The organism is Flavobacterium paronense, assembly GCF_030409795.1.
In the GTDB taxonomy this organism is placed as follows: Bacteria; Bacteroidota; Bacteroidia; order Flavobacteriales; family Flavobacteriaceae; genus Flavobacterium; species Flavobacterium paronense.
This window is the reverse complement of the sequence record NZ_JAUFQN010000019.1, coordinates 2,256,474-2,273,391: the sequence shown is the minus strand read 5'-3', so window position 1 is coordinate 2,273,391 and position 16,918 is coordinate 2,256,474. Positions and strand designations below refer to the sequence as shown.

The following is a 16,918-nucleotide window of genomic DNA, read 5'->3' as shown; positions in this document are numbered from 1 at the left end:
ATGAAAACTTTAGATAAAATTCCAACAGGAAAAATAGAACGTGCCAGTCAATTAGTGAAAACAGGTATTAAAGTAGGAGGAAACTATGTTGCCTATTATGGTGAGAAAATGGTTAATCCATCGTTGAACCGTGATAAATTGAACGAGAATAACGCCGAAGATATTTATGACGGATTAAAAAACTTAAAAGGTAGTGCCTTAAAGGTTGCACAAATGTTGAGCATGGACAAAAGCATTATGCCGCAAGCTTATGTAGACAAATTTTCGTTATCACAATTTTCAGTGCCGCCTTTATCTGCTCCTTTAGTTAGAAAAACTTTTAAAAAATATTTAGGTAAATATCCTGAAGACATATACGATTCCTTCACTCCGAATGCTATGAATGCTGCGAGTATCGGTCAGGTACACAAAGCAACCAAAGATGGGAAAAAGCTTGCTGTGAAAATCCAATATCCCGGAGTGGCGGATAGTATAAGTTCTGATTTGGCTTTGGTCAAACCATTTGCTACAAGAATGTTTAATTTAAAAGGTAAAGATTCTGAAAAATATTTTATAGAAGTTGAGAACAAATTGTTAGAGGAAACAGATTATGTTTTAGAACTAAAACAAAGTTTAGAAGTTTCTGATTGGTGTAAGCAGATAGCTAATTTACGTTTTCCAAAATATTATCCTGAGTTCTCATCTGAGAAAATATTAACGATGGAGTGGATTGATGGGGAACATTTGTCTGAGTTCACAGCTCATAATGTAGACAGAAGTAAAGGAGATAAAATAGGCCAAGCATTGTGGGATTTTTATATGTATCAAATGCATTATTTAAAACAAGTACATGCTGATCCACATCCCGGAAATTTTTTGATAGATAGTAACGATAATTTAGTTGCCATTGATTTTGGTTGTATAAAACAGGTACCTGAGGAATTTTATATTCCTTATTTTGAATTGGCGAAACCTGAAATCATAGGCAATCCAGATTTATTTAATGATAAGTTATACGAGTTAGAAATTTTACGAGCTGATGATTCTAAAGTAGAATTGGAATATTTCACCAAAATATTTTATGATTTATTAAGTTTATTCACGAAACCATTTCATGATGATTATTTTGATTTTTCTGATGAAGATTTCTTTGGAAAAATTGCACAAATGGGAGAGGAGTTTTCAAAAGATACGCAACTCAGAAAAATGAATGGTAATAGAGGTTCAAAACACTTTTTATATATCAACAGAACATTTTTTGGACTTTACAATTTACTCCATGATTTGAAAGCCCGCATTGATACAAAGTCTTACGAAAAATATATTATTAGTTAGGTGTTTTTATTGGTAAGTTTGATAAGAGCGATTCTTTATTTATGAGTTTCGCTCTTGTTTTTATCGAATTTGTTTTACTTCAAAAAAAGTTTTTCCTGGATAAGAATCAATAGTAACTCCCGATTGAAAGTTTTCAGCAAAGATTTCTATGTATTCTAAAGCATCTAAATAAACAATACAATTTACATTTCTGGAAACATACCCTACATTATAATGATTGCCTGTAGTTTGTTGGTATAAAGCGCCATTTTTATATACACCTATCGAGTAGAATTGTGTGTTCCCTTGATTGTTGGTGTGATAGCCAGCATTTACTTCATAATATCCCGCTTTGGTTGCTACAAACCGATTTGTTCCTGTATTAAATTCTGTGTTCAAATCGAAAACTACGGTATCAAAATTTATTTTTTGCCAACCACCTGTCCCAAGAGATTGCCCTGCACTTAAATTTGTTCTAACTACAGAAAGTGTATTGTTTGGTAATGCCCAAGAAGCATTACCTGTTGCATCACTTTGTAAAACGTAATTAGCAGTTGCGCCCGTTGTCATTTGGAAATCAGTAGTTTTGGTTTTACCATTAACTTCCAATTTATTTCCAGCAGAAGGAGTTGCGCCTACACCAACATTAGTTCCGTCGTCAACCATTACGCCATCAACTAAAGTAGTTCCGTTCCATTTTGGTACCACACTTGAAGTTGCTGATGAAACTTGTGGGTCAGTTTCTGTAATAGTTAGTGTAGTTGGATCAACCCAAGAAGCATTTCCTGTAGCATCACTTTGTAAAACGTAATTAGCATTTGCGCCGGTTGTCATTTGCAAATCAGTAGTTTTAGTTTTACCATTAACTTCTAATTTATTTCCAGCAGAAGGTGTTACTCCAACGCCCACATTTGTTCCGTTATCAACCATTACACCATCAACTAGAGTAGTTCCGTTCCATTTTGGTATAACACTTGAAGTTGCTGATGAAACTTGTGGGTCTATTTCTGAAATGGTTAATGTTGTTGGATTAACCCAAGTAGCATTTCCTATAGCATCACTTTGTAAAACGTAATTAGCAGTTGCGCCGGCAGTCATTTGTAAATTAGCTGTTTCTAAACTCGTTGTTCTAGTTTTACCACTCACATCTAGTTTATTTCCTGCAACCGGAGTCATACCAACTCCAACATTAGTTCCATTATCAACTAAAACGCCATCAACTAGTGTTGTACCGTTCCATTTAGGAATGCTACTTGTTACTGTTGAAGTAACTTGAGGATCGGTTTCTAAAGTTGATAAATCAACCCATGTCAGGTTACCAGCTAAATCTGTTTTCATCACTTGATTGTTAGATAATGCTCTGTCTTTTGGAAAAACATAACCAGTTCCTGCAGGGTTGCCAATTTGAAAAGTGCTGTTAGTTCGCAATATTCGCGCTGCAGGTGTAAATTCTCCATATATTAACGAAGTGATAGGTGTCGTGGCGGAATTAGTAATATATAATTTATCACTAGATGCCAAAGTTTCTGTTGAACCGGCTGAGTTACCTATAAATACATTGCCAATTCCTGTGGTGATACCACTTCCAGCTGAAAAGCCGATAGCTGTATTATTAGCGCCTGTATTTGAAATTAGAGCATTAACACCGACTGCTACGGAATTTCCACCACCAGACCGCAAAGCAGAATGACCAATTCCTACGTTATTACTTGAACCTCCATTAAATTGAAGCGAACTAGTACCAACTGCAGTATTTGATGCGCCACTTGTGTTTTGTCTTAATGAACTTACTCCAACAGCGGTGTTATCTGCACCAGTTTGTGTGCCTGCAGCTCCACCAAGAGCATAAAACCCAACTGCAGTACTATTTGCACCAGTGCTACTTAGTAAGGCTCTTGATCCAACTGCAGTACATTGGCTGATATTACCTACTCCCAAGCTCATAGTTCCATAACCTATGGCTACATTATCTTGTGCAGCATTACTATTTATTCCTTTTAAAGCATCTGTTCCAACTGCAGTATTCCATTGTGCAGTTGTATTACAATTTTGTAATGCATTTTGACCAATAGCAACATTATTACTACCAGTGCTAACTGATAAGGCGTTATTACCAAAAGCGGTACTATTAGTTGCAGCCCCAGAAGTCAATGCGCCAACACCAAATGATGTACTTGTGGCTCCTATTTTACCTGCAGCAGCATTATTTCTTTTAAAGGCTATATCAACATTAGTAGCGGCGCCCGTTCCTATAAAATTGGTTCCATCAACAATGTTGGTATTACCAAGTATAGACCAATCATTTGTTAATGTTCCAGTTACTAATTTTTGCCAAACGCTACCGTCATAAAAATAGAAACCTATGGATGTTATATTAACTGCAGTTCCTGCAGCAGTACCGGTAGCAATACTATTTACATAAACTAAAGTTCCTGTTGGTGTACCTAACATGCCTTGTGCTCTTTGTCTATCTACTCTTGGAATTAATATACCATCTACGTTTGTAGTAGCTCCCGTTGCATTAACCGCAGCTATATCCAATGTTGATGTTGGTGCTGCATTAACGCCAACTTTTCCATTAACTCTTAGAATTTTATTGTCAAACTCACCATAAATTAAAGCATTTGAAGCATCAGCATTTGTATTTGCAATATATAATTTATTACTACCTGTTTCTAATCTACCTGCCTGATAGCCAATTCCAACATTTCCAGTCCCCGAAACATTATTTCTTAGCGCTTCAAATCCTAATGCCGTATTGTTTGTGCCCGAAGTGTTTAGTCTCATAGCTGCTGCGCCAACTGCCGTATTATTATCGGCGTCTGAAGAGGTTAATGCATTTCTTCCAATGGCAACATTTAATTTTCCTATAATGTTAGAGAATAATGCGCCAGAGCCTGTAGCAGTATTTTCTGTTCCTGTTGTATTTGAAAATAAAGCGAATTCACCAATTCCAACATTCCTAACTCCAGTTGATAATCCAGGCATTACATTCACACCAAAACCGGTATTTCTTACTCCAGTTTGAGTTCCGACATTAACAGTAGGGTTTAACATTGTATTAGCACCAAATGAGGTGTTTCCGTTATTTGAATTAAATGAAAATAAATCATAAACCGCATCGCCAATATAACCTGCTCTTGCATTATTTCTTTTAAAAACAATGTCTTTATCATCTGTAGTTCCAAAGAAGTTTGTGGTTGGGTTGGTTCCTGAATTTCCGGATAGTGACCAATCTGTGTTGTTACCAGTAGCTAATTGAACCCATAAAGAACCATTCCAGTAATAATAGCCATTAGGTGCAAAACCTGAATTGTAAACTAATAATGAAGTCGCTGGAGAAGTAATTGTTGCCACATCACTCGTGCTTAATAGAGCTACTCTTGGTATTAGCAAGCCTGTATTGGTTGAGGTAATATCTAAAGCTGAAGATGACGCAGGAGAAGCTGTTCCAATACCAACTTGCGCATAAATAGAATTTATAGCTAAAAGAAAGGATAAGTAAATGTAGATTTTCAATTTCATAAATCGTTGTATATTAAAAGATAATGGGTATACAAAAGTAAATCTAATTTCAGAAAATGTATAAAAAAAAGTTTAAAATCTATAAAGTGTATGAAAATGACGGTAAGATTTTAAAAAGTGTTCCCAATTATATTTTTTATTTCATTTTAGATTGCTCAATTTTGTAAATCATGCAACAATATGCTAAAAGTCAAAAACATTTCATTTTCTTATCAAGAAAAAATAACAATTAACACAATTTCTTTTGAATTAGAAAAAGGAAATAATTTGGCAGTTATTGGTGAAAGTGGTTGTGGTAAAAGTACTTTACTCAAACTTATTTATGGCTTATATGACTTAGATGAGGGACAATTATTTTGGAATACTAAAGAAGTATTTGGACCAAAATACAATCTGATTCCGGGAATGGATTTTATGAAATATTTGGCACAAGATTTTGATTTGATGCCATTTATAACCGTTTCAGAAAATATCGGGAAATATCTTTCAAATATTTATCCGGAACAAAAAAAAGAGCGCATTGCTGAACTTTTGGAAATTGTTGAAATGAAAGAATATGCCAATATAAAAGTAAAAAATTTAAGTGGCGGACAAATGCAGCGTGTTGCATTAGCAAGAGTTTTAGCTCTTGAACCCGAAGTTTTATTGTTGGATGAACCATTTAGTCATATTGATAATTTCAGAAAAAACAGCTTGCGTAGAAAACTCTTTAGTTATCTAAACGAAAAAAAAATCACCACTATTTTCGCCACACATGATAGTTCAGATGTGCTTTCTTTTGCAGATGAAGTATTGGTTTTAAAAGATGGACAGCTCATAGAAAGAGGTAATCCAAAAGCAATTTACGACAATCCAAAAACCAAATACATTGCTTCACTTTTTGGCGATGTAAACGAAATTATAATCAATGGAAAAACGGAACTTATTTATCCAAATCAATTGATTATTGTAGAAAAATCTAAGCTAAAAGTTGAGGTTGTAAAATCTTATTTTTTAGGAAATCATTATCTGATTGAAGCCAGTCATAGTAATAAAACTATATTTTTTGAAAGTGAAAATGAACTGGTCGTTGGAAGCCAAAGCTATTTAAAAAAGAAGCCCTGAAATTTTAAGTTCAGGGCTTGTCTTTCTCTATTTTCGAACTTTAGTTTTTCAAATATTTCTCCAAGAATTGGTCTTGTTCCCAAAGCAAGTGAAGAATATTTTCTTTAGCTACGTAACTATGTGCTTCTTTTGGTAATAAAACCAATCGAACTGGCGCACCCAAATTCTTCAAAGCTTGGAAATAGCGCTCGGATTGTAACGTAAATGTCCCAGGATTATTATCCGCATCGCCATGAACCAGGAGTAAAGGGGTTTTCATTTTATCAGCATTCATAAAAGGTGACATTTCATTATAAATAGCTGGAATATCCCAATAATTTCTTTGTTCACTTTGGAATCCAAATGGAGTCAAAGTTCTATTATATGCGCCACTTCTTGCAATTCCACAAGCAAATAAATTAGAATGTGTCAACAAATTTGCGGTCATAAAAGCACCATAAGAATGTCCGCCAATAGCGCATTTTTTTCTGTTGATGTACCCTAATTTATCTACAGCATCAATTGCAGCTTCAGCATCATCAACTAATTGCGTCATAAAGGTGTCATTTGGTTCTGTAGTTCCTTCACCAATAATTGGAAACGAAGCATCATCAAGTACAGCATACCCTTTGGTTACCCAATACACAAATGAACCATAATAGGGAAATGTAAACTCATTTGGATTCTGTTTGTTTTGCCCTGCTGAGTTTTTATCCTTGAATTCTTCTGGGTAAGCCCAGATTAACAAAGGTAATTTTTCTGTTTTCTTAGTTCGGTCGTAACCATCGGGTAAATAAAGTGTTCCCGATAAATCTACACCATCTTTACGTTTGTATTTGATTACTTCTTTATAAACATTTCGGATACTTTCAAACGGATTTTTGAAATTGGTAAGTTGCGTTAATTTTTTCGATTTCAGGTTTCTGAAATAATAGTTTGGAAACTCATTTTTAGATTGAATTTGAACCAAAACATCACCTTTTTTGAAATCTTCAATCGATAACAAATCTTCTTTTTTGTCTTTGAAAGCTGAGGTGTAAAGGCGTTTTGATTTTAATGTGTTCAAATTAAATTCATCAATAAAAGGAAACTGACCTTCTTTGGTAAATCCGTCACCAATTAAATAAGCATTGTTGTTTTCGATAGCCAAAACATAGCGGTTGTATTCATTCCTTTTCGTTTCAAAATTCCCAGGATCAGCATAAATGTCTTGAGAATTTCTGTCTGAAATAATTTTTGGAGCCTGAGTTGGATTAGATGGATTGATTAAATAAGTCTTTGTATTTCGGGTGTCATACCATTCATCTGATACCATTGCAGTGTTTTCATTACCCCAAATAACGCCATCAAAACGTTGTTGTGTTTTTAATAAAGATTTTGGTTCGTTAGAAAATGGTGCATCCCAAGAGAAAAGTTCATCTCTGAAATCCGCTTTTTTGGCTTGGTCACCTTCGTCAAGTGCTACAACATAAGCCAATGTTGCAGGTTTGTCAGCTCTCCAACTCATGCTTCTTTTTCCTTTTCTTACTGATGAAAATCCTTTTGGAATTACTTCATTTAGCGGAACATCATTTACGGTTTTAATTTCTTTTCCGCTGCTGTCATATACCACAGTTTTTAGTGGAAAACGACTGTAAGGAACTATATAAGAAAATGGTTTTTGTATCCTAGTAATCATTAAATAATTTCCATCAGGCGAAAAACTTTCTCCTGCATATAAATCAACAGCTTTAAATAAATCTATTTTTCCGGAAAGAGAAACTTTGTATAATTCTGAAGTCATTAAAGTTTCAAAATTAGTTTCATCGGTTTTGTTTTTTAACAAATCAGGATAGGTTCTGTTTTGTGATTTAGAGCCATCGCTTGAGGAAACTGTTGGGCCTTTTGGCAAATCTTTTTTGCTGTCAATTATTATTGGGCGATTTTTAGGGATCATTTTTACCAATAAGGTTTCGTTGTCTTTCATCCAGTTCAAAGGATTTCCCAGATTGGCATTCAAATTGGCTGCTGTAATTTTTTTGGCGGAAGCTGAAATTATATCAATAACCCATAATTCAATTCCGGTTGCAATGGTATTGGTAAAGGCAATTTTCTTTTCGTTTGGCGACCAAGTGATGTTAGCGATTCTAGCACTTTCAGGCAAACCACTAATTTGGGTTTCTGCTTTGTCAGTTACTTTTCTAATTTTTAAGTTTGAAACATAATTTACTGCACTGGCAATATTTGTAATTGGATTGATACGCAATCCTCCAAGACGCATTTCTTCCTGATTTAAATCATCAAGCGTTTTATACGTGCTTCGATAGGAGAAAAGCATGTACTCTTTTTTAGAATCCATACTAACACTCGGCGCTCTTTCATAATCTGCCAAAGCTAAAATTGTAGCAGATGGTTTTTGATAGGTAAGGTTTTCTTGGGCTGAAGCAATTGTCACACTTAACCCCAAAAGCAGTAATAAAAAGAAATATTTTTTCATAAATATAAGTTTGATTTCAATAAGTCGAATTTACGAAGCAGTTGTTACATTTCATTAAATACCAAAATAAAATTGTTACTTTTTAAAAATGTTTAATTTAGCATATCGTTTTTTAATAATTAAATAAAATTTATGTTTCATTCGAAAATATCAGGCTTAGGATTTTACGTTCCCGATAATGTTGTCACTAATGACGATTTGTCTAAAATAATGGATACCAATGATGAATGGATTCAGGAAAGAACAGGGATTCAGGAAAGAAGACACATTGTTAGAGGTCAAGATACCACTACTACAATGGGTGTAAAAGCATCAAAAATAGCTATTGAACGTTCCGGAATTTCATATGATGCTATAGATTTTATAGTTTTTGCTACTATTTCTCCTGATTATTATTTCCCTGGACCAGGTGTTGCTTTGCAAAAGGAATTGGGTTTGAATACTGTAGGAGCTTTAGATATTCGTAATCAATGTTCGGGGTTTGTATATGCTTTGTCTGTAGCTGACCAATTCATTAAAACCGGAATGTATAAGAATATTTTGGTTGTTGCTTCTGAGGTCCAATCTTTAGGATTAGATATGACTGATCGTGGTCGTGGAGTTTCGGTAATTTTTGGAGATGGGGCAGGAGCAGCAATGTTGAGCAGAAGCGATGATGACAGTGCTATTCTTTCAACACATTTGCATTCAGAGGGAGAACATGCGAAAGAGTTAGCTGTTTTAGCTCCGGGTATGGGAGGAAGATGGGTTACTGATATTTTGGCAGATAAGAATCCGGACGATGAGAGTTATTTTCCATATATGAATGGACAATTTGTTTTCAAACATGCAGTAGTACGATTTAGTGAAGTTATTAATGAAGGATTACAAGCTAACAATTTGCTGGTTTCTGATATTGATATGTTGATTCCACATCAGGCGAATTTGAGGATTTCACAGTTTATTCAGAAGAAATTTGGTTTGAAAGATGATCAGGTTTTTAATAACATTCAAAAATACGGAAACACAACGGCTGCTTCTATTCCGATTGCGTTAACCGAAGCATGGGAACAGGGAAAAATAAAAAAAGGAGACACCGTTGTTTTAGCCGCTTTCGGTAGCGGATTTACTTGGGCAAGTGCTATTATAAAATGGTAGGTTGTCTTTAGCCCCGATAGGAGCGAGCTACCATGTAGCGCGGATAGCGGGAGGATTTTTCCTTAGATAAGGAAAATTGCTGTGCTCCTAAACTTAAAAATAGAAAAAGCCATTCACTGCAGCGAATGGCTTTTTCATTACAATTAAATCAAATTCAATATTTTTTACATCATTCCGCCGCTTCCTTGGGTTTCATTTTTATCGCGTTGTTTTCTTTGTAGCGCAGCATTTTTACCGCCACCAAAACGATAATTAAATCCTAAATAAACACTTCTGCTTTCCCAGTAAAATGCACCTTCTTGTTTGTAAGGCAATGTTCCGTCAAAGCTGAAATTCATAGTGTTAAAAATATCACTTGCTCTTGCGCTGATTGTTCCTTTTCCTTTTAATATATTATAACTGGCTCCTAAATCTGTTTTGTACATGCTTTTTCTCAAAAACTGTAATCCTTGTTCTGGTCCGCGATACAATTCGAAAAGTTGAAAACGCAGGTTTTTAGTCGCTTTAAATGTATTGTTAATTCTTCCGTTGAAGATTGAAATATCTTTTTCAACGAATTGAGAAGTAACAGTTCCCCTTATTTTTTTGAAATAAATATCGGTACCAATATTGGCGCTCCACCATTTGGTGAAATCTAAATTTGCCGAAACTTCAGCGCCATAGGAATTGTTATCCTTGAAATTAGCAAACGACAATATGTTTCTGTTACTGTCATTTGGGTCAACTTCTACCAAACGTGTGATTTCGTCATTAATTATTCGGTAAAAAATCACACTTGAAATAGAACCAATTTTGGTTTTTCGAGTATAATTCAATTCAAATGAATTTGTGAACTGTGGTTTCAGATACGGATTTCCAACGGAAGTTACGGTTGGTGTACTCCATTCTCTAATTGGATTTACTTGCCCGATACTTGGTCTGTCAACTCTTCGTGAGTAGTTAAAATTAAAAGTATTTTTATCTGAAAATTTATAAGACAAATATCCACTTGGATAAACGGTATTTATTTTGTCATTAAAATTGCCAGCAATAATTTCTATAGTGTTTCCGTTTCCGTTGGTATCTTCCGTGTCAACTGCATCAAACTTGGCATCAGCTGTATAATTTTCAAAACGGGCACCAACTTGGTAACCCCATTTTGTCCATTGTTTACCATAAGTTACATAGGCAGAATGAATTGTTCTTTTGTAATTGAAATCAGAATTAAAGCTTTGATTTTTATCGAAATTATTGTTGGCATCTTCAATTCGGGTTTCTAAACCAGTTTCTAATTTAGCATCTTTGGGTAAAGGATTGGTGTAATCTAAATTGATTTTAGTATTGTTATTGATGTTGTTAATATCATTCAAATTAACAAGATCACTGGTATTTGTGAAGGTCTCAAATCTTGCATTTTCAGTTCCTTTGTTTTGGTTGTAATTGGCTTCTAATTCAATATTTTCTCCTTGTTTTTTGAACTTATGTTTGAAATCTAAATTATAAGTTCCGGACGGATTTTTGTTATGACTTTTATTCGTTTGAATAATATCTGAAAGGGCAATCGATTGATAATCTACGGTTGTTGTGCTGTTTCCGCTTGATAAAAATAGGTTTTGATTGGTATAAACAGATAAAGTATTAAAGTCATTCAAATAATAATCGACACCTATTTTATATAAATGAGAAGTGTTTTTATTTCCGAAATTAAAATCTACAGTTTTATCAGCATTGGGTTGATGACTATTTACAAATCCACGATTTTTTTGCAAACCGTGATTGAATCCGTAATTGCCATAAAAATTAAATTTTCCAACCTTGTAATTCATATCAAATGACGAATTTACTTTTGGCGTTTTAGCAAATGTTACTCCGTTATTGATACTCGCATTAAATCCTTTATTTGCATTTTTGTGTAAAACAATATTAATAATTCCACTCATTCCTTCCGGGTTGTACTTAGCCGAAGGATTTGTAATTAATTCTATTTGTTTAATGGATGCTGATGGAATTTGTTTTAGTAATTGTGCTGGATCAATGTTTGTAGGTTTTCCATCAATCAAAACCCTAACATTTTCATTCCCTCTTAAACTGATGGCATTTGTTTGTGCATCAACACTAACAGAAGGAATGTTGTTTAAAATCTCTCCGGCTGTTGCTCCGGCAGAGATTAAATCTTTACCAACGTTTATAATTTTTCTGTCAATTTTTTGTTCGTAGGTCGATTTTTCTTTTACAATTTCAACACCTTCTAATTGAATTGCATCTTCTTCGAGTGAAATGGTATTTAGATTGACATTCTTATTGGTAGACAAATCTGCAGCGACTATTTGTTTTTTGTAACCCATAAATTGAAATTCAACGGTATACTCTTTTAGTTCCAAGTTTTTTATTGTGAAACTTCCATTCTCTTGAGTAATTCCGCCTGTGATAAGCTTCCCTTCCAGTTTAACGCTAACATTAACATATGGTATGGGTTGTTTTGAATTCTTATCGATTACTTTTCCTGAGATGCTACCCAATACGAATGGCGTTTGAGTAGAATTTTGAGCTTGTAAAAAAGAAAAGGTAGTTAATAAGGTGATTAAAAAGATGTTAAGCTTCATGATGTATTGATGATTGTTTATTTATTGTACAAGTAGACTTTAAAAGCTGCTACTTGTTACAAACTTTAACATAAAAAACTCCTGAGATTATCAGGAGTTTTTGCAACATAGTAATTATGTAGGTTATCGCTTCATAGCGAAATGGGCTCTAAATTCTTGATTAACTTGATTTTCATCGGTATAAGAAACACTAAACCAATAATCGTCGGAAGGCATTAAATGGCCATTATAGGTTCCGTCCCAACCGCTGTTACTTGGTTTAATTTTGGTAAGGACTTTTCCAAAACGATCATAGATTACAATATTAGCACTTGGTTGACTTGATAAATCTTTGATATTCCAAGAGTCGTTATAACCGTCTCCGTTTGGTGTAAAGTATTTAGGGTAATTTACAACTAAAGCTTGAATAGTAGTACTTCCACAACCATATTTGTCGCGAACAGTTATAGTATGAATTCCTGAAGGAACATGTTCAAAAACATTACTGTCTTGGAATGGGCCATTGTCTAATTGGTATTCGAAATTATTTCCTTGACCTGTTGCAGTCACCGTAATAGATTGGTTATCTGCAAAATCTTCACTCACTTCATAAGCTACAATAGCAGGTTCAGATGGACTTACCGTAACATTTACAGGTGCTGAAGCACAACCCGTTGCATTACTTGTGGCAACTAAAGTAAACACACCTGGCGTAATTGCTTGATAGTTGGTTGCTGTTCCTACAGTATCTCCGGCTTCATTAGTCCAAACAAAATGATGGGTTGATGATTGCAAGCCGCTATACATAGTATAGGCATTGAGAAGTGTTCCAGTTTCACTATCAATACATATTATTCCATCAATAGGTGTAGGTTCTGGTAATTTATTAACTACAATAGTTATTGGTTTTACATCATAACAGTTAGGAGCCAATGTATTACTAACTCGGACATAAACAACTGTTTGGGTAGAAGAAGTTATTGGGTTTGAAGCCGTTGTCGCGTTTGCTAAACTTTCGTAATAAGTGACATTAAATTCACCACCCGTTTGACTTCCAAGAATTGCAGATGATAAAGTTGATAAATTAAAATTAACTATTCCGTCATTAGTTCCATCTAAATCACAAGTAGTTCTTATAGTCATAGGAATTGAATTGGCAACAGGTACATTAATGATAGTTACTGTAAAAGAACTTTCATCACTACATCTCGGAATAAATGGCGAAACAGCATAAATATAAACGGTCATAGATGTATTAATAACTGAACCTGAAGCTAAGATTGTTCCGGTTCCATTTGGACCAGTGTAAAACCTTCCTACTGATAATGTTGGTAAAGTAAAGTTTTCACAAATAGTAACATTTGGTAAATTATCTACATTAAATACTGTAACTGTAAAACTCCTTTCACTTGAACAATCAGGTGAGGTAGCAGTATGCGCAAACACATATATTGTTTGATTATTTGTTACTATATCTCCAGCATTTAATAAATTTCCAGATGCATTTGGGCCAGTATAATAATTACCAACTGTCAGAACAGGTAAAGTATAGGCGTTACATGAAAACACATTAGCTATAGGTGCAATTACGGGTGTATTATTAATAGTTATTGTAAATGAAGTTTCATCCATACAAGAAAAAGAGGTTCTTATTAAAGATTCTTTAAATATATATATTGTCTGACTTGCATTAATTACAGTCCCAGGTAAAATTTCAGTTCCGCTACCCGTTGATCCGCCAGAAGCTGTGAAATAGTGATTATTAGCAGTTAAATTAGGTAAAGTATAACTATCACAAGCAGTTACATTTGGCAATGAATCCGCTGTAGTTGAAAAAATATTTATTTGAAAAGTATTCTGAATACTACAAGCCGGAGTTGTATTTGATTCGGCATAAATATAAATCAGTTGGGATGAAGTTATAACCGTGTTTGGTGCAAGTAATGTTCCTGTTGCATTCGGACCTGTATAATATTCACCAACAGTTAAAGGTGTCAAAACATATTGGTCGCAAATATCAATATCAGAACGCGAATCAATAGCAGGAAGTTTATTAATGGTAACTGTAAAGGTATTTTGATTATAGCAAATTGAATTTAATCTTTTAAAAATATAAATAGTTTGAGTAGAAAGAATAACATCACCAGGATATAGTTGTGTTCCTGTTCCTTCAACATTAGTAAAATATTCACCATTTGTTAATGCAGGTAGTGTATAAGTTTCACAAACTGAAACATCTGGCAATACATCAATTTCTGGCTGAGCAAAAGTTAAAGTAAAGTGCATATTATCAGTACAGTTACTACCGCCACTAGCAGATTGAGCGTATATATAGATAGTTATATTATTATTTATCCAACTTCCATAAGGAAATAGAACCCCTGTGCCATTTGGTCCGCTATAATAGTTCCCAATAGGAAGCGGAGGTAAAGTATATCCATTACATTGTGAAATATCTGCAGGTTGAGGCATGCCAATAACAACATCAAAAGAATCTTCATCAGAGCAAGGTGTCGTTCCGCTTGTTACTGCATAAACATAAATAGTTTGGCTAACTGTTATTGAAGTTCCAGCGACTAACTGAGTCCCTGTTCCACCAACTCCAGTAAAATAGTTCCCTGCAGTAAGAGCAGGTAATGTGTAAGAACTACATTCAAAGACATCAGGTCTATTCCCAACTTCAATATTAGGAATAATTGTAACATTGAAACTAGAGTTTACTGTACAGATAGGTGGAATTGTTGTTGTAAAATAATAATAAATAATTTGTGAGGCAGATATTATGGTTCCTGGAAGAATTTCTGTTCCACCAGCTCCTGGAGCAGTATAATATTTTCCGTATGCTAACGCAGGTAAACTATAGCTTCCGCAACTTGTTACATCTGATGGCGTTAAATTGTTTTCATCTACAATGGTAATTTTGAAAGAACTATTGGCTCCACATGTGTTAGGCCCACCTGGTTGGTTAAATATATAAATAGTTTGTGTGGCTGTAATTACATCGCCAGCATGTAATGGCGTTCCACCACCATTTATAGCTGTAAAATAATTTCCGTTAGTTAAAGGTTGTAAAGTATAGCTTGCGCATACAATTACATTTTCTAAAGTGTCAACAACTGGTAAAGGATTTACAATTAAATTAAAGCTAGTAATACTAAAACAGGATGAATCGCTAATATTTTCAACTCTTGCATATATTGTTGTATTACTAGACACATAATATATAGGATTTAAATTTATATATGGACTTGGGTTGTTAATAGGATTTATATTATTGTTAGCATTATTTAATGATGAATAATATGTTACTACATTTATTGTTGATGATTGACCGTTTAAGATTATTGAAGTTTGTTGATTTAAATTAAAGCCTGCATTATTACTTCCATTAGTTCTTTCACAATAAATTAAGTTTGGAGCTTGATTTGCAATTGGAGCAGGAGCAAATAATAATTGAAATGATTTTACAATATAACAAGGGCTATTAGGTAATTGTATCCTAACATAAATAGTTTGCCCACTTGGGCTATTATAAATTAATGGGAGTGGGTTAATATTATTATCAGCATCATTTTGAGATATATGATAAGAAACAACGGTTAATGGATCCAATCCATTTTTAACCACAGAAGTGTTTAAATCTAAATTAAAATCACGAGTAAGTGAACCAGAATCACATTTGTAAATGTTATTTGGATTTGGAGATGTTATTTGTGGATAATACTCAATAGTAACTGTATCGGTTACCGGTAAGCATGTACTGAAAATATTTGTATAAGTAACTTCATAAGTACCAGCTTGATTAACATTTAAAGTAGAGCCAGTTTCACTTGGTAAAACAACACCATTTTTTTTCCAAACAAATGTGTGATTGGAACTGCTCAATCCAGTATCAATTGTGTGATTTGTACCATAACACAATGCATTGCCACTAGAAGTAGTTAGGTCTAATCCCAGCACGTCTTGCCCAATATTAAAACTATCTGAAGACAAGAAAATAGCAGAATCTGACTGCGGATCTGATCTGTCAGCAATTACTAATTTAATATGATATGGAACACCTGGAGTTAATGAAGAAGCTGCGGTTAAAACTTTGGTCTGCCCATTAAAATTAGTAGCAGAATTAGCTGCTCCAGAACCACCATTAAAACTCCCAAAATATTGTGCGTTTACAGATGGACAGGATGAATTATACTGAAAATCCCTAATAGTTACAACCGATATGGGTGTAGATGTATTAGGAAGAACAGCTAAATTTGTAGTTACACCGGTTGTCATATTAGTCAACAAAAAGGCAAAGGCATCAGAATATAAACATTGAAAATTTCCGTATTCTTCAGAAGCAAAGATAAAATCAAAACTGAAGTTTGGAGAAATTGGCGTAAAGTCAAATTCTAAAACAGAAGCATTCTTAGATACCATTGTAATTCCTGCAGCTGCCAACGTTGCCTCTAAACTAGTATCACCAGTCCAAGCTGTTGATCCATCATTTAGTAATGATGTGTTTGGTCCTGAAGCATTAAGAACATTTCCTGTACTTAATACAACGCCACTTTGCATCGGAAAATTTGGATTTGTATTTTGGAAAAACCCAATTCCGTTTGAAGAACCAAAGTTTGTTCCTGTACTCCATGTTATGTTATTAGCATTGACACATGGTGAATTAATTAACACATTGTTTACCAATTGAGGTACTGTGTAGCTTGTTGTACTCACTGATAGTGGTTGTGAAAAACCAAACGTGGTCAACATAATTGAGGTTAAGAGTAATAATTTTTTCATAATCTGGGGATTTTGACAGACCAAATATTGTAAATATAATCGTTTAAAAGCAAATAAAATC

General features: G+C 34.1%; 7 protein-coding genes. 3 read left to right on the top strand and 4 right to left on the bottom strand.

The features are described from left to right. Window positions 1-1,314 (top strand): ABC1 kinase family protein, encoded by a 1,314-nt coding sequence (locus QWY90_RS11230; RefSeq protein WP_290286024.1) that lies wholly within the window; start codon window positions 1-3, stop codon window positions 1,312-1,314. A gap of 60 nt (window positions 1,315-1,374) precedes the next feature. Here QWY90_RS11230 and QWY90_RS11225 read toward each other — a convergent pair whose 3' ends face one another. Further along, window positions 1,375-4,818, bottom strand: a complete 3,444-nt coding sequence (locus tag QWY90_RS11225) for a beta strand repeat-containing protein (RefSeq protein ID WP_290286023.1) — start codon at window positions 4,816-4,818, stop codon at window positions 1,375-1,377. A gap of 180 nt (window positions 4,819-4,998) precedes the next feature. Here QWY90_RS11225 and QWY90_RS11220 point away from each other — a divergent pair, with 180 nt between their 5' ends. Then, complete coding sequence (locus QWY90_RS11220; protein WP_290286022.1) at window positions 4,999-5,922, top strand: ABC transporter ATP-binding protein; 924 nt, start codon at window positions 4,999-5,001, stop codon at window positions 5,920-5,922. Window positions 5,923-5,962: 40 nt separating this feature from the next. Here QWY90_RS11220 and QWY90_RS11215 read toward each other — a convergent pair whose 3' ends face one another. After that, the gene (locus tag QWY90_RS11215) at window positions 5,963-8,377 is read right to left on the bottom strand and encodes a S9 family peptidase (RefSeq protein WP_290286021.1); all 2,415 of its coding nucleotides are present in this window, start codon (window positions 8,375-8,377) and stop codon (window positions 5,963-5,965) included. A 132-nt stretch (window positions 8,378-8,509) separates the two neighbouring features. Here QWY90_RS11215 and QWY90_RS11210 point away from each other — a divergent pair, with 132 nt between their 5' ends. Beyond that, window positions 8,510-9,514, top strand: a complete 1,005-nt coding sequence (locus tag QWY90_RS11210) for a 3-oxoacyl-ACP synthase III family protein (protein ID WP_290286020.1) — start codon at window positions 8,510-8,512, stop codon at window positions 9,512-9,514. A gap of 164 nt (window positions 9,515-9,678) precedes the next feature. Here QWY90_RS11210 and QWY90_RS11205 read toward each other — a convergent pair whose 3' ends face one another. Together QWY90_RS11205 and QWY90_RS11200 are read right to left on the bottom strand one after the other, a co-directional pair. Further along, entirely contained in the window at window positions 9,679-12,096 is a 2,418-nt protein-coding gene (locus QWY90_RS11205) for a TonB-dependent receptor (RefSeq protein ID WP_290286019.1), read from the bottom strand. 123 nt (window positions 12,097-12,219) lie between these two features. Next, window positions 12,220-16,857 (bottom strand): T9SS type B sorting domain-containing protein, encoded by a 4,638-nt coding sequence (locus QWY90_RS11200; protein WP_290286018.1) that lies wholly within the window; start codon window positions 16,855-16,857, stop codon window positions 12,220-12,222. Between the last annotated feature and the right edge of the window lie 61 nt (window positions 16,858-16,918).